27 protein-coding genes and 2 pseudogenes are annotated in these 25,391 nt (G+C 52.7%); 6 read left to right on the plus strand and 23 right to left on the minus strand.

What is annotated here, in order from left to right; genetic code table 11:
- Window positions 1–477: 477 nt before the first annotated feature.
- Window positions 478–768 (minus strand): DUF3077 domain-containing protein, encoded by a 291-nt coding sequence (locus F7R20_RS01085; RefSeq protein ID WP_003200969.1) that lies wholly within the window; start codon window positions 766–768, stop codon window positions 478–480.
- A gap of 1,119 nt (window positions 769–1,887) precedes the next feature.
- Between F7R20_RS01085 and F7R20_RS01090 the strand changes: the two are divergent.
- Window positions 1,888–2,166 (plus strand): annotated as a pseudogene (locus tag F7R20_RS01090) (IS5/IS1182 family transposase); the annotation flags it as partial.
- On the opposite strand, the gene F7R20_RS01095 reads toward F7R20_RS01090, so the two are convergent.
- The 7 genes from F7R20_RS01095 to F7R20_RS01125 all read right to left on the minus strand — a co-directional run bounded on the left by F7R20_RS01095 (window position 2,163) and on the right by F7R20_RS01125 (window position 5,708).
- Window positions 2,163–2,405 carry a hypothetical protein gene (locus tag F7R20_RS01095; RefSeq protein WP_033028197.1) on the minus strand — a complete coding sequence of 81 codons (243 nt, stop codon included), beginning with the start codon at window positions 2,403–2,405 and terminating at the stop codon, window positions 2,163–2,165. The pseudogene F7R20_RS01090 and the gene F7R20_RS01095 overlap by 4 nt on opposite strands.
- Window positions 2,406–2,684: 279 nt before the next feature.
- Window positions 2,685–3,179: a hypothetical protein gene (locus F7R20_RS01100; RefSeq protein WP_050547511.1), complete on the minus strand. Its 495-nt coding sequence runs from the start codon at window positions 3,177–3,179 to the stop codon at window positions 2,685–2,687.
- Between the two features lie 175 nt (window positions 3,180–3,354).
- Window positions 3,355–3,618: a hypothetical protein gene (locus F7R20_RS01105; RefSeq protein ID WP_170291488.1), complete on the minus strand. Its 264-nt coding sequence runs from the start codon at window positions 3,616–3,618 to the stop codon at window positions 3,355–3,357.
- Between the two features lie 154 nt (window positions 3,619–3,772).
- Window positions 3,773–4,132, minus strand: a complete 360-nt coding sequence (locus tag F7R20_RS01110) for a hypothetical protein (RefSeq protein ID WP_033028099.1) — start codon at window positions 4,130–4,132, stop codon at window positions 3,773–3,775.
- A gap of 227 nt (window positions 4,133–4,359) precedes the next feature.
- Entirely contained in the window at window positions 4,360–4,638 is a 279-nt protein-coding gene (locus F7R20_RS01115) for a hypothetical protein (protein ID WP_003200957.1), read from the minus strand.
- Between the two features lie 162 nt (window positions 4,639–4,800).
- Window positions 4,801–5,004 carry a hypothetical protein gene (locus F7R20_RS01120; protein ID WP_003200954.1) on the minus strand — a complete coding sequence of 68 codons (204 nt, stop codon included), beginning with the start codon at window positions 5,002–5,004 and terminating at the stop codon, window positions 4,801–4,803.
- Window positions 5,005–5,231: 227 nt separating this feature from the next.
- Window positions 5,232–5,708: a DUF2247 family protein gene (locus tag F7R20_RS01125; RefSeq protein ID WP_033028098.1), complete on the minus strand. Its 477-nt coding sequence runs from the start codon at window positions 5,706–5,708 to the stop codon at window positions 5,232–5,234.
- A 364-nt stretch (window positions 5,709–6,072) separates the two neighbouring features.
- Between F7R20_RS01125 and F7R20_RS01130 the strand changes: the two genes are divergently transcribed.
- Entirely contained in the window at window positions 6,073–6,642 is a 570-nt protein-coding gene (locus F7R20_RS01130; protein ID WP_042956660.1) for a DUF4291 domain-containing protein, read from the plus strand.
- Here F7R20_RS01130 and F7R20_RS01135 read toward each other — a convergent pair.
- The 13 genes from F7R20_RS01135 to F7R20_RS01195 all read right to left on the minus strand — a co-directional run bounded on the left by F7R20_RS01135 (window position 6,631) and on the right by F7R20_RS01195 (window position 14,082).
- On the minus strand, window positions 6,631–6,906 hold the full coding sequence (locus tag F7R20_RS01135; RefSeq protein ID WP_050516650.1) for a hypothetical protein: 276 nt from the start codon (window positions 6,904–6,906) through the stop codon (window positions 6,631–6,633). The two genes, F7R20_RS01130 and F7R20_RS01135, sit on opposite strands and share 12 nt — an antisense overlap.
- Window positions 6,907–7,128: 222 nt before the next feature.
- Entirely contained in the window at window positions 7,129–7,692 is a 564-nt protein-coding gene (locus F7R20_RS01140; RefSeq protein ID WP_151180581.1) for a tetratricopeptide repeat protein, read from the minus strand.
- Window positions 7,693–7,775: 83 nt separating this feature from the next.
- A complete protein-coding gene (locus tag F7R20_RS01145; protein WP_050516651.1) occupies window positions 7,776–8,267 on the minus strand; it encodes a hypothetical protein in 492 nt (163 codons plus the stop codon).
- Window positions 8,268–8,443: 176 nt separating this feature from the next.
- Window positions 8,444–8,707, minus strand: coding sequence for a hypothetical protein (locus F7R20_RS01150; RefSeq protein WP_170291489.1), 264 nt, complete (start codon window positions 8,705–8,707; stop codon window positions 8,444–8,446).
- A gap of 154 nt (window positions 8,708–8,861) precedes the next feature.
- A complete protein-coding gene (locus tag F7R20_RS01155; protein WP_033028096.1) occupies window positions 8,862–9,221 on the minus strand; it encodes a hypothetical protein in 360 nt (119 codons plus the stop codon).
- A gap of 488 nt (window positions 9,222–9,709) precedes the next feature.
- Window positions 9,710–9,952, minus strand: coding sequence for a hypothetical protein (locus tag F7R20_RS01160; RefSeq protein ID WP_003200940.1), 243 nt, complete (start codon window positions 9,950–9,952; stop codon window positions 9,710–9,712).
- A gap of 124 nt (window positions 9,953–10,076) precedes the next feature.
- The gene (locus F7R20_RS01165) at window positions 10,077–10,529 is read right to left on the minus strand and encodes a hypothetical protein (RefSeq protein WP_050516652.1); all 453 of its coding nucleotides are present in this window, start codon (window positions 10,527–10,529) and stop codon (window positions 10,077–10,079) included.
- A gap of 66 nt (window positions 10,530–10,595) precedes the next feature.
- Window positions 10,596–10,997, minus strand: a complete 402-nt coding sequence (locus F7R20_RS01170; RefSeq protein WP_145902455.1) for a hypothetical protein — start codon at window positions 10,995–10,997, stop codon at window positions 10,596–10,598.
- A gap of 180 nt (window positions 10,998–11,177) precedes the next feature.
- On the minus strand, window positions 11,178–11,816 hold the full coding sequence (locus F7R20_RS01175; protein ID WP_003200931.1) for a T6SS immunity protein Tdi1 domain-containing protein: 639 nt from the start codon (window positions 11,814–11,816) through the stop codon (window positions 11,178–11,180).
- A gap of 245 nt (window positions 11,817–12,061) precedes the next feature.
- A complete protein-coding gene (locus F7R20_RS01180) occupies window positions 12,062–12,460 on the minus strand; it encodes an SMI1/KNR4 family protein (protein ID WP_003200929.1) in 399 nt (132 codons plus the stop codon).
- 403 nt (window positions 12,461–12,863) lie between these two features.
- A complete protein-coding gene (locus F7R20_RS01185) occupies window positions 12,864–13,118 on the minus strand; it encodes a DUF7660 family protein (protein WP_050516653.1) in 255 nt (84 codons plus the stop codon).
- Window positions 13,119–13,333: 215 nt separating this feature from the next.
- Window positions 13,334–13,606: a hypothetical protein gene (locus F7R20_RS01190; RefSeq protein ID WP_151180582.1), complete on the minus strand. Its 273-nt coding sequence runs from the start codon at window positions 13,604–13,606 to the stop codon at window positions 13,334–13,336.
- 92 nt (window positions 13,607–13,698) lie between these two features.
- On the minus strand, window positions 13,699–14,082 hold the full coding sequence (locus F7R20_RS01195; RefSeq protein ID WP_151180583.1) for an SMI1/KNR4 family protein: 384 nt from the start codon (window positions 14,080–14,082) through the stop codon (window positions 13,699–13,701).
- Between the two features lie 536 nt (window positions 14,083–14,618).
- On the opposite strand from F7R20_RS01195, the pseudogene F7R20_RS32165 reads away from it, so the two are divergent.
- Both F7R20_RS32165 and F7R20_RS32170 read left to right on the plus strand, forming a co-directional pair.
- Window positions 14,619–15,659 (plus strand): annotated as a pseudogene (locus F7R20_RS32165) (FIST signal transduction protein); the annotation flags it as partial.
- 372 nt (window positions 15,660–16,031) lie between these two features.
- The gene (locus tag F7R20_RS32170) at window positions 16,032–16,532 is read left to right on the plus strand and encodes a methyl-accepting chemotaxis protein (protein WP_223471818.1); all 501 of its coding nucleotides are present in this window, start codon (window positions 16,032–16,034) and stop codon (window positions 16,530–16,532) included.
- Between the two features lie 590 nt (window positions 16,533–17,122).
- On the opposite strand, the gene F7R20_RS01210 is transcribed toward F7R20_RS32170, so the two are convergent.
- Window positions 17,123–18,544 (minus strand): diaminobutyrate--2-oxoglutarate transaminase, encoded by a 1,422-nt coding sequence (locus tag F7R20_RS01210; RefSeq protein ID WP_003200911.1) that lies wholly within the window; start codon window positions 18,542–18,544, stop codon window positions 17,123–17,125.
- A 108-nt stretch (window positions 18,545–18,652) separates the two neighbouring features.
- Entirely contained in the window at window positions 18,653–20,716 is a 2,064-nt protein-coding gene (locus tag F7R20_RS01215; RefSeq protein ID WP_013693074.1) for a TonB-dependent receptor, read from the minus strand.
- Between the two features lie 248 nt (window positions 20,717–20,964).
- Here F7R20_RS01215 and F7R20_RS01220 point away from each other — a divergent pair, with 248 nt between their 5' ends.
- Window positions 20,965–21,942, plus strand: a complete 978-nt coding sequence (locus tag F7R20_RS01220; RefSeq protein ID WP_003200905.1) for a TauD/TfdA family dioxygenase — start codon at window positions 20,965–20,967, stop codon at window positions 21,940–21,942.
- Between the two features lie 7 nt (window positions 21,943–21,949).
- Complete coding sequence (locus tag F7R20_RS01225) at window positions 21,950–25,378, plus strand: condensation domain-containing protein (RefSeq protein WP_003200903.1); 3,429 nt, start codon at window positions 21,950–21,952, stop codon at window positions 25,376–25,378.
- Window positions 25,379–25,391: the final 13 nt, after the last annotated feature.

The following is a 25,391-nucleotide window of genomic DNA, read 5'->3' on the forward strand; positions in this document are numbered from 1 at the left end:
TTCAGCAATTCCAACTTCTTGATTTTCAGTAAATAAATCGGCATCCCTCAGAGGTTGCCCCCGCTCCCCCCTGACTTACGAGGCCCATTGAGTTTTTTCAGGATATACACCTTCCTTCCATAGCCTCGCCAACTTCATGCTTGCTCTCTGCGACCATCCTCCGTCTTGGTCTAGTGGGCATGCAGCAAGTACCGCTAGCGTTCCCCGTACTTTGTTTAGCCTAAGAACCCCAACATCCGTACCCCGCCCAAAAGAATATTCAACGTACTCCTCGGTATCAGCAGTCTTGTCCATTTCAATGTAAAAGGCCATATTTTTCAGTCCTATCTTCATTACTTCAGCAGCGGGCTTGGATATCGAGGAAAACCGGGGGGCAAAACACGATTTGAGTTCACCAATAATCGCCCCCCATATTCCTGGTCTGCCCCGGCCTGTCCTCGTTCCGACGAATCGAATACTTGCAGTCTCGGTGCGTCGTTAGCTATTGGAGTGTTTTGATTCCCCGGGTCTAACCGTCATGACTTTCACTACATCGTCAATCACTGCTTTGCTCATCTCCATTAGATAATGAGCGGCCCAGGCATGACGGTCCGTCTTCCTTTCGAAGGTTGCGTCCTCTGCAAGCCGGTAGGCGAGATGTAAGAGATCTGACGCTTGTTGCAACGCTTCATCTAACGGGACACCGCCGTTAACGCGGAACAGCGGACGATCGGAGCAATAATGGAATGGGGTGTAGCCGATGGTTTTTGCTTCTGCTTGTTCGGTCATTTGCGATCTCCACTGACTGAGATGCAGCGGGACCGCGATACAGAGCTGTGGAGCAGATGAGGCCGTTTGCTTGATCTATCGATATGCATTGTTCAACTCCCTTGATCCGAAGAGCTGCCGCATCCGTTACCAAGCGAATGGGTGGCAGCTGTGCGCAGGTTGGTAAACCGGGGAATCAAGGAAACCGGCACGTCAGAAGACGTCCCACGCACAGCTGCCATAAAACAAAATCGCAGGCCTGAAAGCCTGCAATCCTGTCTGTACACTGTTACGCCTTATTCCACCGGGTTACCAAGCCCGATCGCTGAATGTGCAGCGACACCCAGAGCGTAACGCGACAGAAAACCTCCGGCGAGAGGCTTAGGACCAGAATAGTGCTTTTGGTGGGATTTTCAGAAGTTTCCTACGCGTGGAGCCAATGCTCGCAGTCCCTCAACGGCAGACACGTTTTGCGGACGCGACTCAAATTCTCGAAGCACCTTTGAGAGGCTTGAGCACGCGTTGCGAGCAGGGGTGCATCAAGAGGCACAGGTATTGGAGTAGATTTATGGGGATCCCTCAGGATTTGTCCCCCGTTATCCTGATACCTCCGACTGGCAAAACGTATCGCTTACCGAAGTGTCGATGATGATCTCGAAATGATCTTTGTCATGCTTGACTACCGGTGAAACTGAGCTGATTAGCTTGAGTTCAACGAGCTTCCCACAGATCTTGATCTTTTGGCGATTGAATGACCTTAGCTTCTCTTCATCAGTGCGATTTTCGACGTATGAACTGAAAATTTCTCGCTCGCTCCCTCCGCTCTGGACAACGTTAGGACAAGACGTAGCCTCGAAGTCTTCACAGTAAGCTATTGGCACTGCGAGTTTATTTACAATGCGCAGCTCGTATAAAAAAACTTGCTCTTCCAGATTCTGTGCCACAAAACAACCAGATAGCACCAGCGGCAGACCCAACGTTTTAAGGACGTTTAGAGATATAAATAAGATTTTTGACATCGTTCTTACTCGCAATAGATCGTTCAGATTTTGTGCCGCCAGACAAATTTTTGTAAAGGAAACCGGGAATAAACCACGATTACCGAAAAACGTGTTCTGTTCCTAAGGGATCCCCTGAACCTACGATGCTGAAGCTCTGCGCCGCTACTGTGACCGTTACCGGATGCATCCAATAATTCCTCTGCGACCCATGAAATGCAAAACCAAGCCCGGCCTGCCCAGCTTTTTGTATCGGCCAAAATACCGGCCGCGAAACATCATCGAACGCATGTTCGGCTGGCTGAAAGAAAGCCGCTGCATCGTCACACGCCTCGACAAGCTCGCGAAAAGTTATGCTGCGGTGGTCTCGTTAGCTTGTGCTATGCGGTGTTTGCGACATTCCTTTTCGTACAGAGCCTAACTCTCCAGGAAGACCTCGACGTTGACCGCCCCAGTCTTGCGATCGACTCGGATTCGACTAATCACTTTTGCATCCAACGGCCGTTCGGAAGGTATGTATATTTCAAACACGCCCTCGCCCTCAGTTTCGAATTTCCCCAGCGTCCAATTGGACTGATCCTCTTTCGACGGTTCCGGATACTCACTTAACGCCAGACGCGTAGCCTCCTTAGCGATTGGCTCCATTTCATCCAAGCTCATCAACCTCTTCATCACCATGGCTTCCACCCATTCAAGCTATCACCGTTCGGAACAAATATGCCTCGTTACCCCATAGAATTGAACGCAAGGATACGCCAGGTATCGAGACGCATGCTCTGCGTGGCATATGGAGAGTCCTTTCGTACAAGTCGAACCAAAAACTTAGTCAACTCCAGAAGAGACAGCACCCTTTTCTATTCCCCTACTGTTTCAGTCAATCAAAATACATCAGAAGACTTGATCTGCGCGCACTGCCCCAAAGCTGCCAACTGGTTTTCGCTATATAACAGACTGCAACGAAACCGCCATCTCCAATGCAACCTTCGAATAATTCACACTACCATCAGAAGCCGGCTGCTGTTTCAATTCATCTAACGCATACACAACACTAGCTTTGTAACCAGACCGAAACAACCGAACGTCTTCCCTGTCATTGACATAAATACCAACAGCTCGCACCGAGCCGTCTTCTAGCTTTAAATCAAGCATATTATTTGCTTGATGCTTATCTTGCCCCGCAACATAAGCCCGCAAAATGACGCCAGAAACGAATAACAGTGGCATTTGTCCTTGGCGGATGCTATCCCACCAATCTACTGATCCAAAAAGCCCATAGGTTCCTTTAAGCCCTATAAGCGGGCGAGTTTTATCCAATGTTAAAGCTTGAGTCAACGATACTCTTTCGTGATCTCTTTCCAAGTCATGCTCAAGACGATAAATCAGCCTCATTGAATTATCATCTTCGCTCAAGCCAAAAATAATTGGAGAACTCATCCAGCCAACCCTCAAAACAGATAATTTTTATCGCCAAACTCAGAATCTATTTGTGCGCAATGCTTTTACCCGACAATCGCTAGCATTCTATTTAGCCTTTAAAGAACGTAACAAAGCGTTAATAGCACTACTTCAAGTGAGCCAGAATTTTGCCCCCCGTTAAGCCCTCTTGATCTTATTCTACGACCAACTGCCAACCTCCACTTCTTGCCTCTTCTTGCGTCAGATCCACAACATCTCTTATTTCAAAAGCCTTTTGATCAAGATTCGACTGTTGATTTAGCATCTTACGCTCACAAACTATCGTCAGAGGCTGTCGAACCTTATCACCAGAAACCGGATAAAATCGTTTTCCGACAACATCAACATTTGAGTTACAGCCTTTACAAGCGAGGATCGTAATTCCATCTGACAACTCAAATTTTTCGACTACGCTCATTGTAAACTTCATTTATTAGAGCCCTATCTTTCTGTTGCCTTCTGACTTCTCAAGTGCGTTGGTCGCCGTGATCCAATCTGAAAATCTCGCCATCGGCAAAATCCGTCATCACAACGCTACCAATAACAATATTATCTTTATCACGCTTGACATGTCAGTAATCAATTCGCAGCTCACCTCGCTTGCCGAAGTTAACAATACGGACCAACTGAAATCCCATTGGAAGTACCTTATCTCGAATCAACTGGGAAACCGCATCTTCCAGAGCGTCAGGTGTGACCAAGTCCGCTGAAATGTGAATCCAGTACGGTACGTTTTCATGCGCATCTTCGTCTGAAATAGCGACGGAGAAAGTCATGCCACCAAGGGAACCCTTGAAATAACAACCATCAATGTAATTACTGCTCTCGCGCTCTTCCCTATCATTAACGCCTAGGGCGTCAAAGAATTTTTTCGCAAAAGTTCGCAGTTCCACGCAACCAGGGTGCACACCAAGCAGGTTTACATATTGCATTGAATTCAACCTCTAGGAACGATTGGTTTCACAACAATTGACAGCTGAAATTCCTCAGGGACAGACCACGTTTCCTACACAATTGGTGGTTTTTAGGCACCTTAATGGGTTGGGGGAAACAACGCCGGCAACAATAGCCATTGATGGGCGTTTCCGCCAGCACCTGGGTAGCATTCACAACATCCTTTACAGGCCTTAACATTTTTACTACATGCGCTGATTGAAGCTTAAACCAGTTTCGAAATGCGCCCCATCAGTCCAGACAAGTCGCTTATACCCGCATTTGAAATGACGTAATACTCCCCGGTAGTTTCGTACCTGGAGATATGCTGCCCAATCTCCGCCATCACACCGTTTGACAGACTGGAAAAGACGCTTACGACTTCCTTATCGGAGTATTTTTCTGCGGCGCGAATTATTGCGAGTGCCAGTTTTGACTCTGAAAAGTTTAGCACTTTGCAGTCTTCAACAATCTGACAAACTTCATTGAGCAGTTCGGATTCCATAGTTAAAGCCCCCTATCTCTGCGCAACTGCCATACAGCCTGATCGCCAATATCGACCACAAAAACGGGGAAAGACCACGTTTTCTATAAAAAATACCACAGAACAATAGAGCTATTTTGGGTTTCACTATAGAGATACTCATCACCCTACCTTACTGCTCTGTCATCTATGGATGAACTTCGGATTCGAAATAAATTCACCCACAATGAGTCCTTCCTCATTAACTTTCCAAGCACCCACAACAGCTTCAGGTGGGACTGCATCGTTTACCCCATAGCGACCATATATTCTATACACCCAACCATTTGGATTGCGCGTCGCCTCTTCGATTTCTCGAGGCTCAGGTAATATCTTTTCATTATTCATTACACAACAACCTCAGCCATTCGCTAAAAATTCGACCTTCTATTGCTTAACAACGAGAAAACCTGGACAGATTACGATTATGAGACAGGCCGATTACAAGTAAGCTCAAATCTGCCCCCCCCCCCGTTTTCCTCCTCGTCTCCTCAAGGACGATGACGAGGCAATCGCTGTCCCGCCCCTCCCGGTCGACCTCGCTGAACTCCCCGTCCGATCATTGCTCAATTTCATCAGAGAACGTGGTCTGCCCCGCTTCTCCCAAGCAAAAACCGTTCTTTCAATGCAGCCGCAACGTCACTCATTGCTAAAAGCGGAGAAATCTCATCTTGGGAATATACGCTGCACGAAGACATATCCTCTGGGTAGTCAAAATCCGCATAAGCTTTCTGAAGGAGATTTATCTTCTCTTTGTCAGAGCCATCGGATGCTTCGATCCACAATAAGAATCCCAGTCGCCACTTATCTAAGTCGGAAGCATTATTTGTGCTCTCTAGCGTTAAAATCAGACCAATAAGCTCATCATCACTTAAATCCTCCGCCCCGGCAATGATAGCGACATTCTCATTACTAGCATGACTGCTACTCACAAGCTGATTGAGAGCGTAATCAAAAATATCCTCTCTCTTTACCCACCCCCTTCTAAACCCAAAAACAAGAGTCGACCAACACATCAAACCCAACCCAATCAGTATCTTGAACGGAGACATTTTTTCCATCCTATTTTTGGGACTCTGGTTAGGCATCCGGGGGGAAACGGAGATAGACCACGTTTTCTAAATTAAGACAGCAATCGCTTTCCCAGGCGCCCCGGACGGCCTCGTTGAGCTCGCCGTCCAATCTTTGCTTCAATTTCATCAGAAAATGCGGCCTACCTCCATTTTTCCTGCCTGGCGGGGACGAATGGTGGTGGTTCCTTGGTTTACCGTAGAGAGGCCCCATTCCCAGCCGAGGGGACTTCAGGCTTTTCCCATAGGGTGTATTCTTGGCCCCATCATGCACGATCGCTCCCTTCATTCGCGGCACCCTCATAAAAAGACCTTTCAAACCGATGGGTTACAGCGAGAAAAAGCAATGAATCAAACTGCTCTCCAACAAATCCGCGCTGTTTATGACGATAAAACCATTCGTGTTTATCAAGCCTATTCCGATGCTATTGCCGACAGCGCGTTAACACGCGGAACGTTTGTTTCGCCTCCCTTTAAAATGGAGCGCATGACGTGGATTAAGCCATCATTTCTGTGGATGATGTATCGCGCCGGTTGGGGATTCAAGGACGAAGGCCAAAAACGCATCCTTGCCATCGACATAACCCGCGAAGGTTTCGAGTGGGCACTGGCACATAGCTGCTCTAGCCATTCTGAACCTAACATGAGCCACGAGGAATGGAAACAACTCAAAAGCCGCTCCCCGGTACGTGTTCAGTGGGACCCAGAGCGCAATCTACTACTGCAACCACTGCCGTATCGCGCCATCCAGATAGGCCTCAGCCAAGAGGCCGTCCGTTTATATACCGAAGAATGGATTCAGCGGATTACTGACGTAACACCACTGGCCCACAAGATCAATTCACTTGTAATGAATCAGCAGATGGATGAAGCAAAAAAACTACTACCTCCAGAAGCTCCACTGCTAGGAATATGAACCAAAAGGCCCATATACCACTTTGTTGTTCTGCATCGCCTCTTCAAACTCAAGCTGCGTTGGCATAGACTCAAAGTGATCTACCCACTGCTCCTTTATGTGCTCGAACCAGTTTCCAGAGTTCATCTCATGGATTGGCTCCAAAATTTCAATTGGATACAGACCATCATCAGAGAGTCGCTTTAGCGCTTTCTGAGCAGCATCAACATAATCAATTCCAGACGCATAGCAACTTACATATGCCCCAGAAAAATCGGACGGCATGATTGACGACTCAAGCGGCCGAACATGAAAAGGAATAATAAAAACTATCGCCACCTTTACGCCTCTACTTAAGGAAAAAACGGAGACAGACTACGTTTCCAAACCAAGACAGCATCGCTTTCCGGGTGCCCCGGTCGGCCTCACTGAGCTCCCCGCCCGATCATTGCTTCAATTTCATCAGAAAGCGTGGTCTGTCCCCGGCTCTCCAAAAAATTCCGCTTATCACCAACTTTTATCCTGCAACTGAGCGCCTCTTGGACAACCCTCATAAGTTTTGTTGATGCGCTTAAGCTCGTCCTCATAGTCACCAGGATCTTCCTCTACCAACCTCTCTAAAACTGCTTTTAGATTAAATAGATTACCGGGATCAGAACTATCAATACGAACAGCGTCACGATAGCAATGCAAAGCTCCCTTTAAATCACCAACCCTAACAAGCAACCCCCCTAACTCTACGTAGGCATCCACAAATGAAGAATCAGCCTCTATAGCTGCCTGATAGCGCTTAAAGGCCTCCACCAACTCCATTTTTTTCTCAAGCTGCACGCCGACCAAGTACTGATATCTCGCCACTTGGTGTTCGGAATTCAAACTAATTCCTTCCTCATAGCAACGAATCGCATCAGCTAGCTCCCGCTTATAAAAATGCCTATTCCCAATACACTCGAGTTTAATATAATTAGATAGCACACCCACTGAATCAGCTAATAGAGCATCTCCTCTTTCAAACTCACTACGAATATAAAACGCTGTCACCTCATTCCTTATTTCAAGCTGCTTCTTCATACGCTTAATCACCATCTCCAAAACGCCTAGAAGACTTGGTCTGCCCGCACCGCCCCAAAACTGCCAACACAAACTGGCTTTTGCTATATAACAGACTGCAACGAAACCGCCATCTCCAATGCAACCTTCGAATAATTCACACCATCAGCAGCCGGCTGTTGTTTCAATTCATCTAACGCATACACAACACTAGCTTTGTAACCAGGCCGAAACAACCGAACGTCTTCCCTGTCATTGACATAAATACCAACAGCTCGCACCGAGCCGTCTTCTAGCTCTAAATCAAGCATATTATTCGCTTGATGCTTATCTTGCCCCGCAACATAAGCCCGCAAAATGACGCCAGAAACGAATAACAGTGGCATTTGTCCTTGGCGGATGCTACCCCACCAATCTACTGATCCAAAAAGCCCATAGGTTCCTTTAAGCCCTATAAGCGGGCGAGTTTTATCCAATGTTAAAGCTTGAGTCAACGATACTCTTTCGTGATCTCTTTCCAAGTCATGCTCAAGACGATAAATCAACCTCATTGAATTATCATCTTCGCTCAAGCCAAAAATAATTGGAGAACTCATCCAGCCAACCCTCAAAACAGATAATTTTTATCGCCAAACTCAGAATCTACTTGTGCGCAATGCTTTTACCCGACAATCGCTAGCATTCTATTTAGCCTTTAAAGAACGTAACAAAGCGTTAATAGCACTACTTTAAGTGAGCCAGAATTTTGCCCCTCCGTTGAGCCCTCTTGATCTTATTCTACGACCAACTGCCAACCTCCACTTCTTGCCTCTTCTTGCGTCAGATCCACAACATCTCTTATTTCAAAAGCCTTTTGATCAAGATTCGACTGTTGATTTAGCAGCTTACGCTCACAAACTATCGTCAGAGGCTGTCGAACCTTATCACCAGAAACCGGATAAAATCGTTTTCCGATAACATCAACATTTGAGTTACAGCCTTTACAAGCGAGAATCGTAACTCCATCTGACAACTCAAATTTTTCGACTACGCTCATTGTAAACTTCATTTATTAGAGCCCTATCTTTCTGTTGCCTTCTGACTTCTCAAGTGCGTTGGTCGCCGTGATCCAATCTGAAAATCTCGCCATCGGCAAAATCCGTCATCACAACGCTACCAATAACAATATTATCTTTATCACGCTTGACATGTCAGTAGTCAATTCGCAGCTCACCTCGCTTGCCGAAGTTAACAATACGGAGCAACTGAAATCCCATTGGAAGTACCTTATCTCGAATCAACTGGGAAACCGCATCTTCCAGAGCGTCAGGTGTGACCAAGTCCGCTGAAATGTGAATCCAGTACGGTACGTTTTCATGCGCATCTTCGTCTGAAATAGCGACGGAGAAAGTCATGCCACCAAGGGAACCCTTAAAATAATAACCATCAATGTAATTACTGCTCTCGCGCTTTTCCCTATCATTAACGCCTAGGGCGTCAAAGAATTTTTTCGCAAATGGTCGCAGTTCCACGCAACCAGGGTGCACACCAAGCAGGTTTACATATTGCATTGAATTCAACCTCTAGGAACGATTGGTTTCACAACAATTGACAGCTGAAATTCCTCAGGGACAGACCACGTTTCCTAATGGATCGGCTCCAAAATTTCAATTGGATACAGACCATCATCAGAAAGCCGCTTTAGCGCTTTCTGAGTAGCATCAACATAATCAATTCCAGACGCATAGCAACTTACATATGCCCCAGAAAAATCAGACGGCATGATTGACGACTCAAGCGGCCGAACATGAAAAGGAATAATAAAATCATCGCCACCTTTACGCCTCTACTTAAAAAAAAACGGAGACAGACTACGTATCCAAACCAAGACAGCATCGCTTTCCGGGCGCCCCGGTCGGCCTTACTGAGCTCCCCGTACGATCATTGCTTCAATTTCATCAGAAAACGTGGTCTGTCCCCGTTTCTCGCAAACTCAAGCTGCGTTGGCAGAGAATCAAAGTGATCTGCCCACTGCTCTTTTATGTGCTCGGACCAGTCTTCATAGGGAAGCGACTTTCATCAAATAAATTCGAGTTTCAACAAGACGATTTCGCACTTGATTCACATCAAAAATAAAATCTCCACCTTCAGGGCGATAGCACGCCAAAACTTCCACCGTCGCTTGTAAAAAATTATCGTCTGGATAAGCGTTATCAATCAACACTTCTAAACGATTTGCAGCTTCAATACTTGTATCTCTCCCATCAATAAAGTGATCTAACAACGTCACTATCACTTCCATATTAACTTTCCTTTGATAAATTAAAGCGGAAATCCACTCTCACTTCTAGCTCAGCAAAAAAAATCGTCCCATACTGGAAAACAGTGACCGCGTGCCGCTATCCGTCTCCGCGCCTCATACCACCTCAGGAGTCCTCAAAAGAATTTACTACCAAATCCAACTGCTCGATCAAATTTCTAGGCGGCCGAGTATCGACATATGCTTGAGCCAAAGAAAATGGATCTATGACTTTTCCTGCCCCAGCCCCCCCAAACTCTCCAATCACATACCTCGAAAAGGTTTTTGACTCAACGCTTTCATCAACTACCCAGCACCCGTCAAATTTACCAACAAGCCACTCCCCAATAAAATAGCCTATCCTTGTCATCAACCAAATGCGATTGCTATCACTCACATCTTGCGCTGCCATATATTTACTTATATAAGGTAGAAATTTTTCAGGCACAATCAGTATTTCATGCGGACTTTCACAACCTAATATATTAGCAAAATCATGTAGAACGGGCATACATTCCTTGCGAAACACGTCAAACCTGTCCTTTCTCTTTTTTAACTCAGTCTTTTCTTCATCCGTCATCTGTCTCATAACCTGCTCTCACATTATTTAGCGCGCTGATCGATGCGATAAAACCCAAAGGCTATACTATTGGCAAAATTGATCGCTTGCCGCCCTATTAATGATGATCTCAAAATGGTCCTTGTCACGCTTAACTATTGGCGACACTGAGCGAATAAGTTTGATATCAAGGACCTTTCCACAGACCCTGATGTTTTGACGATCAAATGCCTCTAAAATCTCTTCATCATCGTCATTATCAACGTGCGAAACGAAAATTACGCTGTAGCTTCCGCCGCTCTGGACTACCTCAGAACAGGTCGTAGCATCGAATTCGTTGCAATATGTTATTGGTATTGCTAACTTATTTTCAATACGAAGCTCGTCAAAAAAAACCTGTTCCATCTCTATCAGACAACAACTAGACAACGCCAGTGGCAGAACCGTCACTTTAATAACGTGTAAAAATATAGATAAAATTTTCGACACCACTCTCACTCGCGATAGATTGGAAATATGTTTAAGACATTATCTTATTAGCCACTTCAACATCTATTGAAGACACCATAAAAACTCTCGACTGCATTGTTAGCCTCATCAGACTCACCATAGATCCCCTAGTATGCGTCAAGTGAAAAGAGAGATTTTCGCCAGAGTAAAAATGTGGCTCTAACCTCCTTCCCCCTCATCAGTGGGCACAATATTCGCCAGTAATGAACCTAGAGGAAGCTCCTTCGTTTTCCTAATTATTTGGCCTATTAATGTCCAGTAGACATCAAGGTCTGAAACCTCTAGGTTTTCGACAACATCTTTACCACCGAGAAACAATGGCACCCTATAGCCGATACAGTCTTCATAGCTAGGAGCAGCACCTTGAGCTAGCCATTGAATATGGAAGCTAACAGCTAAGGCCTCTTCTCGGAACTCCATCAATTCTTCGTTATGAAAAGTCACGATATTGCAGGGAATCTCTAGCGCCTCTCCGGTTCCTGGCTCAAACATAACAACTCCAGAATGCCCCCCTTCCAACCGGCCTGAATCCAGCGCAAATATGCGACCTAGCCAATCGTAACCAAAGCATTGCACACGCCCATCGAAATTGGGGAACGCATATTCAATGACTTGGTTCCACTCACTAATCGAGCTAGGCGCCATCACTCGATATAATGCTCTATCAAATGAACACCCTCCAAACTCCGACATCAGTTCAGACACCCCATAAGCGTCGCCTTTAATATCCAGAGCAGTCAGGCCTTTATCGACTACACGATAATCCTCGGAGAAAGAACTGCGAAAAATATCATACATGCGTCAATCTCCGATCTTCCATATTGTCAACTTTAAAAAACATTGGAGCAGTTCACATTTCCTACAGTATCCGCTATTGTTACCTCTGCTCCTTTCGCCTACCGCTGACAACTTGATTCCAATAGCGCACAGCTTCAAAATGCTGTTGCCTCGTCAACCATGTTTTGTTTTCTGGGCTTATTGGATCGCCACCTAAAATGACCGGTACGATCTCGAACAACTCCATTCCCTTGGGGCGCCCTGGCTTATTCATCCTCGTTTGCCAACCGAGCAAATAGATCGGGGAGATCGTAGGCTAGCGTTTCGGCATACCGCCGATCCATGCCTATAAACGGGATGCGCACTATCGGCATCGCTGCGTCATTGGTATCGAAGCCATACCCCTCTCCGCCTCCGCTCGAAGCGAACAAGAAGATGCCCGGAGCATAGACTTCTACTTCATACTCCCGATTGAAGTCGGCCAATTCCTCTGCACTCCAAAAAACAATGTAATACTCGCCTATGAAACCCTCGCCACCATTATGCTGTTTGAGAAAGTCGATATAACTTTTTGGAAGTGCCATACCCGAGTGAGTCGAGAGGTCATTGAGGATCTCGGATTCAGCTGGATCATTGAACTCCCCCTCTGTCAAATGATATTTCATAGCTAACAATACCTACTCCAATCAGTTGGTTCGTCTGACGGACTTTCCTTTTCATCTATAGCCCACAGCACCAATTTCTCTCCCGTCAACCAAAGGGGAACTCCTGACGTATTAAATACCTCTTCAATAGGAACCAGAGTTATTAACTCACCCTGTGATATTTGACGGCAAACTCGAAAACCTCGCGCCCCTACCCTAAGATCTATCAATCGATGTACGTCAGGGTACTCACCATACTTCCCCGAAAATATTTCTGGATGGGTGCTGAGCACTTCAAACAACTCCACTCCATCACAAGACTCATGGTATTGAAATAGAGCAGATTTAAGTCGGCGCTGGATGCTCAAGCAAGCTCTCCCAACAGCAGAAACATAAGGAATATAGCCCCCCCGAGGATCCGCTATCACTCGTAGACAGTAGCGGCAATTAACATTTCAGCAGCAATCCGCCAAGTTATTTTGTCAACATCAACAGCTTCCCCCATATTTTTGTAATATCCACCCATGTCATTTGCGAAACCTGAGAGCCCTAAAAGAAACTGATCCAGAGTATCGTTCTGCCACTCATCACGATTACTTACATAATCCCGGCTTAACATCTCAACAAAATCGACAAAACCCTCTTGTTGAAACAGCCTTTGCGCACTTACATAACTCATCACTAGTCATCATTTATTCCACCCTCGACCAAATGTAATGCGGAAACAGATCACGATTATGAGACGAGCCAATCACAGGTGAGTTAAAGTCGAGGCCCATCTCCGCCCCCCTTTCGACTATGAATTATGAATTTTTATCTCAACCTCCCCAATTTTTTTGAGCATCGACAGCCCTCCTTTATTACAGATCCTCTTAACCGATATCTTATAAACAATCACAACTTAAGTACTTGCCTCCCAAGTAGCTCTCGCGCATACTCGCGCGCCCCATCCTCTATTTCAAATGTAACAACATCATTTCTAGAAAGAGCTTCTTTCCACGAAAAACTTTCGTCCCCAAGTGCATTTTCTATATGTGCTCTAACCCCATTAAAAAGGGTTGGATTTGAGGCTAGGTGCACACGCAAAATTGAAACAGCCTCTCCTTCGGAATGACCAATCGCCACATTAAAATAATTAGCTAACACATACTCTACATACTCGTACATTACGTCCTCACATGTAGCGCTGCGCACCACAAAATTAGAAGCAAACGAGCTAAATCACACTCTAATGGACAGGCTATTTCGAGCGCAGCGCACTAGAGCACACACCCCTTGCTAAGCCAACAAGTCAACGAATTACTAATCATCTCAAAATCATCTGAATCCATGCTACCTTGCCCCACCAAATAAACACATTCACTTGTGAAAGAAATTAATATGGAACGACCACCACTATCGTCGCCTATCGCAAGACAACCTGGAGCATAAGTGCTCACTTCAAGAGTCTCGTTCCTCTCAACAAGTTCATCAGAAGTATAGACGACCACGCCACTTTGCAATGAAAAGCCGTTAGCCGAGCGAAGCATTTGCACATAGGACTCTGGCAGTTTCATATGAAATTTTCTTTGTAACTCAGCCAACTGGACACCAGATACAGCTTCGTTAACTATAATAACCCCTTTAATATTCGAGACACTCATTTCAACACACAAAGCATCACAGTTTTTATATCTAAACTACTCCGAGCAAATCCCGGCACAGCTTTTTGTTTGTTCACGAGTTGTCTCTGCAAAAAGGGCGATGACGAACCAGTCCTCCTCTCACGCCAAGGACTGGTTATGACGGCCATAAAAAGTAGCAAGAGGCCACCACCGAAGCATAGCGGCTGCCATTTTTTCGTCTAGAGGTCAGAGACTGTTTTTTCATCGCCCTCCCCTGGCACCCATACGAAAGTCGCTGGCCAACAGACGTAGTAAACCCCAACCAAAAGCCCCTATGGACCCTCCCCGCAAATAGCACAAGCTCACGCCCACACAAGCCCCCCCCAGCCGTGACCGCTACAGAGAATGGACTCCGCACGCATACCTCGTACGCGTCACGTCGCACTCAACCGAGTCCAGCCATGAACCTACCGAACCTCTTCAACAAAGCCCGCGCCCACACTCAAGGGACGGTCAGCGTGGCCTGCACTTCAGGTGAACTCGACCAGGCGCTGACCAACGTACGTATCACCCCAATGCTGATCACCGGATTCATCTCCCCCCACCTGGACATCGACCAGGTCGCCGCCAAGGTCAAGAAGCGCTTTGCCCACTGCGCCATCAGCCTGTGCACGACGTCAGGTGAGTTGTGCAACGATGCGAACACGCTGTATTGCCAGACCGGCGAGACCTGGGATCGGGTGGTGCTACAGCTGTTTGATGCCAGTGTGATTGTGTCGGCCGAGGTGGTGATGGTGCCGCTGGAGTGCGAGGACATTCGCGGTGGCGGCAAGCGCTTGGCCATGCGTGAGCGAATCGCCAGGTTGGTGACTAACATCAAGCAGGCGCAAGTGAGCACGCCCATTGACCACCGCGATACCTTGGCCTACGTGGTGTTCGATGGGCTTTCGGCTTCCGAGTCGTTCTTCATGGAGGCGCTCTATGAGTCGGGACGTTTCCCTTGCCTGTTCGTCGGCGGTTCGGCCGGTGGCAAGGCCGATTTCAAGAAGACCTTGATCAGTGATGGGCAGCGCAGCTATCAGAACCATGCGCAGATTGTCTTCCTGAAAACCGCGGCGGATGTGCGCTTCGGGGTGTTCAAGAGTCAGAACTTCCAACCAGCCGGGCTGACGTTCAGCGTGCTGACCGCGTCGGTCGAGGACCGCACCATCGACCAGGTCATCGACAGCCGTGGGAACATCAAGAGCATGGTCCAGGCGCTGTGCGATGCATTCGAGTGCAGTGCCCAGGCACTGGAAAAGAAGCTGGCCGATTATTCATTCGCCATCCGTGTGGGCGATGAGCTGTTCGTGCGCTCCATTGCCCGCATCGATTATCAGCAGCAGATCATCCAGCTGTTCTGCGACGTGGCGCCCGGCGAAGAGCTGGTGATGGTCAAGCGTACGCCCCTTCGCGAGGCGACCCGCCTCGACTACGAGAAATTCCTCAAGGGCAAAGGCGGCCGTCCGGTGGCCGCTATTCTCAACGACTGCATCCTGCGCCGGCTCAACAACAGCAGCGACCTGGGCAGCATGGCCGGTATTTTCGGGGATGTGCCTCTGGCCGGCTTCTCGACGTTTGGTGAAATCCTCGGTTTGAACCTCAACCAGACACTCACGGCGATTTTCTTCTTCAGAGTCACCAAGGGCGCCAGTTTTGTCGATGAGTACGTCGATAACTTCATTGCTCACTACGGCGAGTTCAAGGCGTTTTTCCTGCGCCGCCAGATCAAGAAGCTGGCGGGCCTGAACCATGTCGTGGTCAAGCAGATCATGGCGTTCAAGATGAATGACTTCAGCAGCGCCTTGGACACTCGCGGCCTGGACAACACCATCCTGCCGGTGTTCGACGGCCTGACGGATCTGGGCCAGGTATTGGCCCAGGCCAGCCAGCAACAAGCGCTGATGGCGACGCAAATCAAGCACTACTCTGGCGAACTGCACTTGTCGATGGATGACCTGACGGGCACGATCGACCGGCAAAACAGCGTCGCCGAGCAGGCCGGCACGACCGTCGAACAGCTTGCCACCCAAGCGGGTGAAGCAGTGGTCGGCGCCCGTGCGCTCGCCAGTTCGAGCTTGCGTATTCAGTCGATCGTACAGGTCATCCAGCAAATCGCCGGGCAGACCAACCTGTTGGCCCTTAACGCGGCCATCGAAGCAGCGCGGGCAGGTGAGATGGGCAGAGGGTTTGCGGTGGTGGCTGATGAGGTCCGCAAGCTCGCGGAAATCACCCGCAAGAATGCCGCGGAAATCGGCGTGGACATTGACCTGCTCTCGACGGAGATCCAAGGCGTCGCCCAACAGATCGAAGACCAGTCCGTCGCCGTCAGCGCCCTGCGCGAGATGCTCGATGCCCTGGAAGACTCGAGCCGCACCACCGAAGGCACCGCACAACGCACGAAGGCCATCGCGGACACCTTGACGGGGCTGACTCACGCCAGTGCTTGAGCAACTGTTGCAGGGTTTGGTGTTGAATCCGGATGCTGTGGGCACTCGCAATCCATTGTGGGAGCGAGCTTGCTCGCGATAGCGGTGGGTCTGCTTGTGGTGATGTTGGATGTGCTGACGCCTTCGCGAGCAAGCCCGCTCCCACAGGGTTTGGTGTTGAATTCAGGTGCTGTGGGCATCTGCAATCTTTTGTGGGAGCGGGCTTGCTCGCGATAGCGGTGGGTCTGCTTGCGGTGATGTTGGATGTGCTGACGCCTTCGCGAGCAAGCCCGCTCCCACAGGGTTTGGTGTTGAATCCAGGTGCTGTGGGCATCTGCAATCTTTTGTGGGAGCGGGCTTGCTCGCGAAAGCGGTGGGTCAGCTTGTAGTGAGGTTGGATGGGCCGGCGCCTTCGCGAGCAAGCTCGCTCCCACAGGGTTTGGTGTTGGGTCCGGATGCTGTGGGCACCCGTAATCCCTTGTGGGAGCGAGCCTGCTCGCGATAGCGGTGGGTCAGCTTGTGGTGATGTTGGATGGGCCGGCGCCTTCGCGAGCAAGCTCGCTCCCACAGGGTTGGGTGTTGTATCTGGATGCGGGGTCGAACCTGGATGATCAGCCTGCGGGGTGCTCGTTGATTGTGCTCGCAGCCTGGAACAGGATTTTCGCGACGAAATCGATTTCCTGTTCGGTGATGATCAGCGGCGGCAGGAAGCGTACGGTCGCGCCGTGGCGTCCGCCCAGTTCAACGATCAAGCCGTGCTTCAGGCAAGCCTGCTGGAACGCCTTGGCCCGGGCCGTGTCCACCGGCGGATGGCCTTGTACGTCTGGGGTGCCTTGCGGGTCGACGATTTCCATGCCGAGCATCAGGCCGCGTCCACGCACATCGCCGATCCAGGCGAACTCGTTTTGCAGCGCCTGCAATTGTTTCTGCAGGTGAACGCCCACCGTTTCGGCGTGCTGGACCAGGCCTTGATCGCGGATAAAACGCAAGGTCGCGGTACCCGCCGCCATCGCCAGTTGATTGCCGCGGAATGTGCCGGCGTGGGCACCCGGCTGCCAGACGTCCAGCGACTCGTGGTAGACCATCACCGATAGCGGCAACCCGCCGCCGATGGCTTTGGACAGGGTGATGACATCCGGCGTGATGCCCGATTGCTCGAAGCCGAACATCCGTCCACTGCGGGCAATGCCGCACTGGATCTCGTCGACGATCAGCGGAATGCCGTGGGCCTGGGTCAACCGGCGCAACTCCTGCAGCCAGCGGTCCGGCGCGGCGATCACCCCACCCTCGCCCTGGATCGGCTCCAGGATCATTGCCGCCGGTGCTGTCACCCCGCTTTCCGGGTCGTTGAGCAAGTGTTCCAGGTATCGAACGTTCAACGTGACCGCCTGATCGCCGGCCACCCCGAACGGGCAACGATAGTCGTGGGGGAACGGCAGGCGCTGCACGCCGGGCATCAACGCGCCGAGGGCATTCTTTGGCGACAGGTTGCCGCTGATAGCCAGCGTGCCCAGGGTCATCCCGTGATAGGCCCCTTCGAACGCCAGGACCGAATGCCGTCCGGTCGCGGTACGGGTCAGCTTGAGCGCGGCCTCGACCGCATCGGCCCCACTCGGGCCGCAGAACTGGATGCGTGCATGGCGAGCGAACTCGCTGGGCAGGCAAGCGAAAATCTCTTGGACGAATGCGTCCTTCACGGGCGTCATGAGGTCCAGGGTATGCATCGGCACACCGGCCGCCATGACCTGGGTGATGGCTTCGATGATCACCGGGTGGTTGTGGCCCAGCGCGAGGGTCCCGGCACCGGCCAGGCAATCGACGAACACTTGCCCTCGGCTGTCCTGCACATAAATGCCATGGGCCCTTTCAAGCACCAGGGGAATGCGTCGCGGGTAACTGCGGGCGTTGGATTCCTGCTGTTGCTGACGTTCCAGCAGTGGTGTCGAATCGAGGCAGTAAGGATTCGACAGACCGGTGTGCAACAGGCGTAGCTGTTGCGCGCCACCCGCTGTGACATTCGAAAAAGCACTCATGATTTCCTCCATGGAGGCTGGGTTTGGAAGGGAACAAACAGCCTGGAAACAAACATCCGAAACGTTGCAGGACAGACGCGGGGAGATTGCCTCCCCGCGCCCGTGGGTTTACATGTCGTAGCGCAGGATCATCCCCACCGTGCGCGGTGCGCCGACGTCGATGATGTCGTCGTCGCGATTGTTGGTGACGTACTCCTTGTCGAACGCATTCTTCACGTAGGCGGACACTGCGACGTTCTTGGTGACTTTGTACTCGGTGTTGAAATTCACCAGCACATAGGCGTCGCTCTTACGCTCACCAGTGACTTTACCGTTTGAATCGAACTCGTACTCCGAAGGCGCAGTGCTCTGATAGACAATGTCCGTACCGAATATCAGGCGATCGTCGAAACGATAGACACCACCCACCGAGGCCTTGTATTTAGGCGAGTAGAGGAACGCCTCACCGCTCCTGTCCTGACCATTGTCAGCGACGAAGTCCTTGTATTTGCTATCGGTAATGGCGCCGCCGACGTTCAGGGTCAGTTGCTCGGTGATGTCTTTTTCGACGAAGACTTCCAGGCCCTTGATCTCACTGCGACCAGCGTTGTAGATATCAATGACGGTGCTACCGGGCTGCCGCACGCTGACCTGCTGATCTTTCCAGTCGGTGTAGTACAGGTTGGCGCGGGTACGCAGGGTCTTGTCGAAGAACGAACCGCGATAGGACAGCTCGTAGTTGGTGGTGTATTCCGGGTCGTAGGCTTGGTGACCGCTACCGGAACGCAGGTTGACACCGCCACCGCGATAGCCCTTCTGCACCGTGAAACCGAGGTACTGGTCCGTTGCCAGTTCGTAGTCGATGCCGAGTTTCGGCAGCACGGCATCAAACGACTTCTTGATTTTCTCGGGCACGAAGCGGCCATCTGCTTCGATGTCGGTATCGTTCGTTTCGTGGTCGTAACGCAGGCCGGTGATCAAGGTCCAGCGCGGGGCGAACGTCCAGTTGACTTCACCGAACACCGCCTTGTTTTCAATCTTGGTATCACCTTTGACGGTACGAACCAGCACATCATCGAACAACAACCGGTCGTGGAAGTTGTTGGTGTTGTGACCATAGTAGGCACCGACGAAACTCTTCACCGTGTCCGAGTCGTAATTCAGGCGCAGTTCCTGACTGAACAGGTTGCCGTCCTGCTTACGCAGAACGACCTCGTTGTCCACGGCATTCTGGTCAAAGTCCAGACGGTTGCTGTAGTCCGTATTGGTATTGGCGGTCATGCTCGTCAGCGACCAGGCATCGTTCAGGCGATAATCCACCTTGGCGCTGAGGGTGTCTTGCTTGAGGTTGTCGAAGGCCTCGGTATTGGACGCGATGTCGTAATAGCTCGGTTTGCCATCGGCGCCGCGCATCGTCGAGCGGTCACCCTGGCGATGTTCGTTATGGGCATAAGTCAGCAAGACGTCAGTGTCGTCATTGGGCAGGATCAGCAATTTACCGCGGGCGTTGCTGGTGCGATGCGGGTTGGCGTCTTTATCGAGCGTGGTGTTGCGGATGTAGCCGTCACCGTCGGAATAATCCACGGCGATACGCCCGGCGATCTTGTCATCGACGATGGCCCCGCCGCCCGCCACGGCCGCACCGTGCTCACCGTAGTTGCCCACGCTGGTCTGCGCCGAGAAGCTCGGTTCGAAGGTTGGGTTCTTGGTTCGGATAACCACCGCACCGGCCAGGGAGTTACGGCCCTGGGTGGTGGATTGCGGCCCGAGAAAAACCTCGACCTGCTCGGCATCCCAGAGCGGGACCGGGCTGAGGGTCAGCGCGCGGTTGGGCTGCACGGCACCGTCGACATACACCGATACTGCCCCGTTGAGGGCCGCCGGGCCCTGGTCGTCAAAACCGGACACCGGCACGCCACGGATACCCCAGTTCTCATTGCCGGCCTGGCTATAGACGCCGGGCGTGCGGGCAAATACATCCACCAGGTCCTTGTCGCCGTGTTCACGCAGGTTCTTGTCGGTGACGACCACGACGCTGGACTGGGTCTTATCGAGGGGGCGGTCGATTTTTTCACCCGTCACAGTGATCGGAGCGATCTCCATCTTGCCGGCTTCTTCGGCCGCCCATGCGCCGTTGCTCAGGCCGATGGCCGACCCTACAGCCAACGCAATTGTGTTCTTTTTGAAATTCACGCCCCGCTCCCCTGCGACAGATATTTTTAGGTTTTTTGAGCTGGCCGAAGGCTGTTTGGCGCCAGCGGAGCGGAGTCTAATCCAAAAAAAAAATTAAATAAATAGTATTGATAATCCATCTCATTTGTACCTAGTATGTCGTCTTGTATCGCCTTACATACATTACAGACGAGTCCTACATCGCTGACCGCTGCCCTGCTTTCAAGGTCTTGTGACTGGTCGAAGACGCTATAAGAGGATGCACAAGGATGACCTCAATCGAACACCTGAACGGGCGTTCCGAGCTTTTTTCAATGGCGCCCACGGATGCAAGCGCCCAATCGCTCCCCGTGCTGGTGCAGGGGACATCGGGGCAGTCGATCCACGATCTGGACACCTCGATCCGCGACAGCCTGGCCCATGTCCTGAGCACCGTTGGCGGCGTGTTGCTTCGCGGTTTCACCGTCGCCACGCCCATTGATTTCAAGCGCTTCGCTGCCAGCTTTGGTGCACCGCTGGCCAGTTACGAGTTCGGCTCCACACCGCGCAGCAAAGTCTTCGCCGGGGTCTATAGCTCCACCGAGTATCCGGCCCATCAATTCATCCCGCTGCACAACGAACAGGCCTACACCCGCCCCTGGCCTTCGCGCATCTGGTTCCACTGCATCAAGGCCAGTGAAACCGGCGGCGAGACCCCGATTGCCGACAGCCGCCTGATCTACCAGCGCATGCCTGCCGAGATTCGCGAGCTGTTCGCCAGCCGCGAGTTGCTCTACGTGCGCAACTACAGCGGCGCCCTGGACCTGCCCTGGGAAAAGGTCTTCAACACCCAGGACCGTGCCCAGGTCGAACGCTACTGCCAGGACAACGACATCGAGTGGGAATGGAAAGCCGATGGCGACCTGCGCACCCGCCAGCGTTGCACCGCCGTGCAGCAGCATCCCGAGACCGGTGAATGGGTCTGGTTCAACCAGGCGCACCTGTTCCATGTCTCGGCCATCGAACCGAGCGTACGCGCCAGCCTGCTGGCGGCAGTGGGTGAAGAGAACCTGCCGCGCCATGTCTATTTCGGCGACGGCTCGCCGATTGCCGACGACATGCTCGACACCGTGCGCGAGGTCTACCGCGAGACTGCCATCAGTTTCCCCTGGCAGCCCGGCGATATCCTGATGCTCGATAACCGACTGGTCGCACACGGTCGCAATCCTTTCACCGGTGACCGCAAAGTCATCGTGGCCATGGCGTGAATTGCACATGTTTTCATTCGAACACTGGATCGACGTGCTGGAAGCCAACGCCCAGCACTTCCCTCATCGTGCGGCCCTGCATTTTCTGCCGGACGGCGTAGAGATCGGCGAAACCCTGACCTTTGCCCAGCTGCACGAGCAATCCCAATCCCTGGCGGCCGCGCTGCAAGCACGTTATGCACCGGGTGATCGGGTGCTGTTGATGTTGCCCAGCAGCCTCGACTACGCCCGCACTTTCTGTGCCTGCCTGTATGCGGGGCTGATTGCCGTGCCGTTGTTCCCACCGCCGTCGCGCAAGCCGCGCCACCTCGATCGCGTCCGCAACGTGGTGGTGGATGCCGAACCGGGGCTGATTCTTGCACCGGCAGATTATTGCGAAGGCTTGCTGGAACTGGTGGAAGGACGCGTCGATGTGCTGACCGTCCAGGACCTGGGCACGCCACCGGCCAGCCAGTGGCAACGCCCGGTCATCGACGGTTCTACCGTGGCCTTCCTGCAATACACCTCCGGCTCTACCGGTTCGCCAAAAGGTGTCGAGGTGCGTCAACGCAACCTGATCGCCAACGTCGAACTGATGCGCCAGGCGTACGCTTTCGACGAGCACGGCGCCATGGTCAACTGGCTGCCGCTGTACCACGACATGGGCCTGATCGGCGGCATGCTGGCCCCGCTCTACAGCGGCATGCCCTGCTACCTGATGGCGTCCCAGACGTTCGTCAATGCGCCGTCGACCTGGTTGCAGGCGTTGAGCCGCTACCGCGCCACCGCCAGTTTCGCCCCCAACTTCGCCTATGCCCTGTGCAACCGCGTGGTCAGCGACAACCTGATCGCGCAGCTTGACCTGAGTGCCTGGAAACACGCGATCAACGGCGCCGAACCGATCCACCCTGGCACCCTGGAGGCCTTCGCCCAACGCTTTGCCGCGTGTGGCCTGAACCCGTTGGCCATCAGCCCAGGGTATGGCCAGGCCGAAGCGACCCTGTGCGTCAGCGCCACGCCGGCCGATGCACTGCCAGTGGTGCTGCGCCTGGACAAGACCGTGCTGGAGACCGGTCGTGTGGCCCTGGCGACGGCCGATGCCGCCGCCGTGGAGTTCGTCGCCTGTGGTTACCCGCAAGCCTTGCACAACATCGCCATCGTCGACCCGCACACCTTCGAACGCTGCGCCGCCGACCGCATCGGCGAAGTCTGGCTCAAGGGCCCGAGCAACGCCGAGTCCTATTGGAAGAACCCCGAGGCCACTCGCGAAGCCTTTGAAGCACGGATTGCCGGCTCATCGGAGCATTACCTGCGCTCCGGCGACCTCGGCTTCATGCATGAAGGTCAGGTGGTGATCTGCGGTCGGCTCAAGGACCTGCTGATTCTCAACGGACGCAACCTCTATCCCCACGACATCGAATTCGCCATCACCGACGCCGAGCCGGGCATCCGCACTGGACGCATCGCCGCCTTCTCGGAAATGGACCCGGCCCTGGGCCGCGAGAAACTGGTGATCGTCGCCGAGCCGCAGCGCAAGTTCGTCGACCCGGCGCATCATCCGGCGCTGTTCGCGTCGATGCAAAACGCCGTGCGCGAAGCCGCCGACTGTGGCATCGACCAGATTGTGCTGGTGCAAGCCGGCACCATCCCGATGACCACCAGCGGCAAGATCGCCCGTCAAGGCGCACGCAAGCAGCTGGCCGCCGGCACATTGAGCATCATCGCCCAGAGCGGTGGGCAGCCTGCCTCGAACGGCGAGACCCTTGACCTTGCCCAGTTCAAGCGCCTGGTGGCCCAGACGCCGCAACAGGCCCAGGTCGCCTGCCGCCAATGGCTGGAACAGACGCTGCACGCGGTCAACCCGTATCTGTCCGCCCATTTCGAACGCAGCCTGATCGGCCAGGGCCTGGACTCCATCGGCGTGGCCGACTTCGCTGCGCGCCTGCACCGGGACCTGGGCTGGAATTTCGAGACCCAGGACTTGTTCGGGGAAATCACCCTGGAACAATGGGCGCTGGCCCTGCAAGGTTTCCTGAATGAACCGGCGCCCACGGCCGAAGCCTCGACCGAGCAGGCCAACCTCAACCAGGGCCATCAGTCGTTCGCCCAGCGTCGCCTGTGGTTCCTGCGCCAACTGAACCCGGACGACACCCGCCACAACCTGGTGCTGCATCTGCGCCTGCAAGGGCCGTTGGACATCGAGGCCCTGGCCCTGCGCTTGAACACGCTGGTCGAGCGGCATGGCGTGTTGCGCACGGTGTACCGCGACGGTGTCGATGGCCCGCAACAACAGGTGTTGCCGGCCACGGCGGTAGCGCTGATCCATCATGATTTGCGCGAGCAGAATGAAGCGCAGCAACAGCAGGCGCTGAGCGAGCACCTGGCCCACGAACACGCCAACCCTGTCGATTTGCAAGCCGGCCCGCTGCTGCGAGCGCAGTTGCTTAGCCGACATGGCCAACAGCATGACCTGCTGCTGACCCTGCACCACATCGCCTTCGACGGGCGTTCGGCACAAGTGCTGCTGGCGGAGCTGGCTGGTTCGACGGACGTAGGGCTGCCGGGGCAATACCTCGATTTCGCCCAATGGGAAGCCCGGTACTGGAGCGAACAGCAGATCGCCACCGAGCAGGACTTCTGGCGCACACACCTGGCCGGCATGCCGCAAACATTGGAACTCGGTGGCAGCGGCCAGGCCCCGGGCGAACACAGCCTGGACTTCAGCGTGCCCCAGGCCCGCTGCGAACGGCTGGCAGCACTGGCCCGCGAGCAAGGCATGACCTTGTTCATGCTGTTGCTGGCCAGCTACCAACTGGTGCTCAAGCAACTGGGCGGCCAGCAGCAATTCCTGCTGGGCACCGACGTCAATGGCCGGCCACTGGCCGAGCACAGCGACGTCATCGGCTTCTTCGTCAACCAGTTGACCCTGCGTTGCGACTTGCGTGGCGAACCGACCCTGGCCGGTTTCCTTGAGCGGGTTCGCGATGAAGCGCGCCTGGCCTATGCCCATCAAGGCCTGCCTTTCGACCTGGTGGTCTCGGCCCTCGCGCCGCAACGCCGCCCCGGTCACTCGCCGCTGTTCCAGGTCAAGCTCAACTATCAACCGTCACGGGTGACCCCGACCGCCATCGCCGGCGCGCAGCTGTCCGCGCTGGACGTGGCCCAGGCACCGGGAGATTTCCACCTGGTGCTCGACCTCGTGCACGGCAGCGAAGGCCTCGCCGCGACCCTCAAGTATCGCGGCGAATACTTCGACCAGCAGCGTGCCCTGCGCCTGCAACACCTGTGGACGGGCCTGCTGGAACAGCTACACACCCTGTTGGACGAGCCGCTGCCGGCATTGGCCGAGCGCATCGATAACTGGGACCAGGCCTTTGCCCGTGAGCGACAACAGTCACAGGCGCTGGCCGGTCGCAGCCAGATGATGCAAGCCAAACGTCGCTCCTTGTCCCTTTAACCGAGTCGGATGC

The sequence above is a fragment of the Pseudomonas brassicacearum subsp. brassicacearum genome, assembly GCF_008801605.1.
Lineage (GTDB): Bacteria > Pseudomonadota > Gammaproteobacteria > Pseudomonadales > Pseudomonadaceae > Aquipseudomonas > Aquipseudomonas brassicacearum.

What these genes read in the sequence shown, in the direction of transcription:
- F7R20_RS01085 (WP_003200969.1), bottom strand. Translation starts at nt 768, where the DNA reads ATGACCGAACAAGCAGAAGCAAAAACCATCGGCTACACCCCATTCCAT.
- F7R20_RS01095 (WP_033028197.1), bottom strand. Translation starts at nt 2,405, where the DNA reads ATGAGCTTGGATGAAATGGAGCCAATCGCTAAGGAGGCTACGCGTCTG.
- F7R20_RS01100 (WP_050547511.1), bottom strand. Translation starts at nt 3,179, where the DNA reads ATGAGTTCTCCAATTATTTTTGGCTTGAGCGAAGATGATAATTCAATG.
- F7R20_RS01105 (WP_170291488.1), bottom strand. Translation starts at nt 3,618, where the DNA reads ATGAGCGTAGTCGAAAAATTTGAGTTGTCAGATGGAATTACGATCCTC.
- F7R20_RS01110 (WP_033028099.1), bottom strand. Translation starts at nt 4,132, where the DNA reads ATGCAATATGTAAACCTGCTTGGTGTGCACCCTGGTTGCGTGGAACTG.
- F7R20_RS01115 (WP_003200957.1), bottom strand. Translation starts at nt 4,638, where the DNA reads ATGGAATCCGAACTGCTCAATGAAGTTTGTCAGATTGTTGAAGACTGC.
- F7R20_RS01120 (WP_003200954.1), bottom strand. Translation starts at nt 5,004, where the DNA reads ATGAATAATGAAAAGATATTACCTGAGCCTCGAGAAATCGAAGAGGCG.
- F7R20_RS01125 (WP_033028098.1), bottom strand. Translation starts at nt 5,708, where the DNA reads ATGTCTCCGTTCAAGATACTGATTGGGTTGGGTTTGATGTGTTGGTCG.
- F7R20_RS01130 (WP_042956660.1), top strand. Translation starts at nt 6,073, where the DNA reads ATGAATCAAACTGCTCTCCAACAAATCCGCGCTGTTTATGACGATAAA.
- F7R20_RS01135 (WP_050516650.1), bottom strand. Translation starts at nt 6,906, where the DNA reads ATGCCGTCCGATTTTTCTGGGGCATATGTAAGTTGCTATGCGTCTGGA.
- F7R20_RS01140 (WP_151180581.1), bottom strand. Translation starts at nt 7,692, where the DNA reads ATGAAGAAGCAGCTTGAAATAAGGAATGAGGTGACAGCGTTTTATATT.
- F7R20_RS01145 (WP_050516651.1), bottom strand. Translation starts at nt 8,267, where the DNA reads ATGAGTTCTCCAATTATTTTTGGCTTGAGCGAAGATGATAATTCAATG.
- F7R20_RS01150 (WP_170291489.1), bottom strand. Translation starts at nt 8,707, where the DNA reads ATGAGCGTAGTCGAAAAATTTGAGTTGTCAGATGGAGTTACGATTCTC.
- F7R20_RS01155 (WP_033028096.1), bottom strand. Translation starts at nt 9,221, where the DNA reads ATGCAATATGTAAACCTGCTTGGTGTGCACCCTGGTTGCGTGGAACTG.
- F7R20_RS01160 (WP_003200940.1), bottom strand. Translation starts at nt 9,952, where the DNA reads ATGGAAGTGATAGTGACGTTGTTAGATCACTTTATTGATGGGAGAGAT.
- F7R20_RS01165 (WP_050516652.1), bottom strand. Translation starts at nt 10,529, where the DNA reads ATGACGGATGAAGAAAAGACTGAGTTAAAAAAGAGAAAGGACAGGTTT.
- F7R20_RS01175 (WP_003200931.1), bottom strand. Translation starts at nt 11,816, where the DNA reads ATGTATGATATTTTTCGCAGTTCTTTCTCCGAGGATTATCGTGTAGTC.
- F7R20_RS01180 (WP_003200929.1), bottom strand. Translation starts at nt 12,460, where the DNA reads ATGAAATATCATTTGACAGAGGGGGAGTTCAATGATCCAGCTGAATCC.
- F7R20_RS01185 (WP_050516653.1), bottom strand. Translation starts at nt 13,118, where the DNA reads ATGAGTTATGTAAGTGCGCAAAGGCTGTTTCAACAAGAGGGTTTTGTC.
- F7R20_RS01190 (WP_151180582.1), bottom strand. Translation starts at nt 13,606, where the DNA reads ATGTACGAGTATGTAGAGTATGTGTTAGCTAATTATTTTAATGTGGCG.
- F7R20_RS01195 (WP_151180583.1), bottom strand. Translation starts at nt 14,082, where the DNA reads ATGAGTGTCTCGAATATTAAAGGGGTTATTATAGTTAACGAAGCTGTA.
- F7R20_RS32170 (WP_223471818.1), top strand. Translation starts at nt 16,032, where the DNA reads ATGGATGACCTGACGGGCACGATCGACCGGCAAAACAGCGTCGCCGAG.
- F7R20_RS01210 (WP_003200911.1), bottom strand. Translation starts at nt 18,544, where the DNA reads ATGAGTGCTTTTTCGAATGTCACAGCGGGTGGCGCGCAACAGCTACGC.
- F7R20_RS01220 (WP_003200905.1), top strand. Translation starts at nt 20,965, where the DNA reads ATGACCTCAATCGAACACCTGAACGGGCGTTCCGAGCTTTTTTCAATG.
- F7R20_RS01225 (WP_003200903.1), top strand. Translation starts at nt 21,950, where the DNA reads ATGTTTTCATTCGAACACTGGATCGACGTGCTGGAAGCCAACGCCCAG.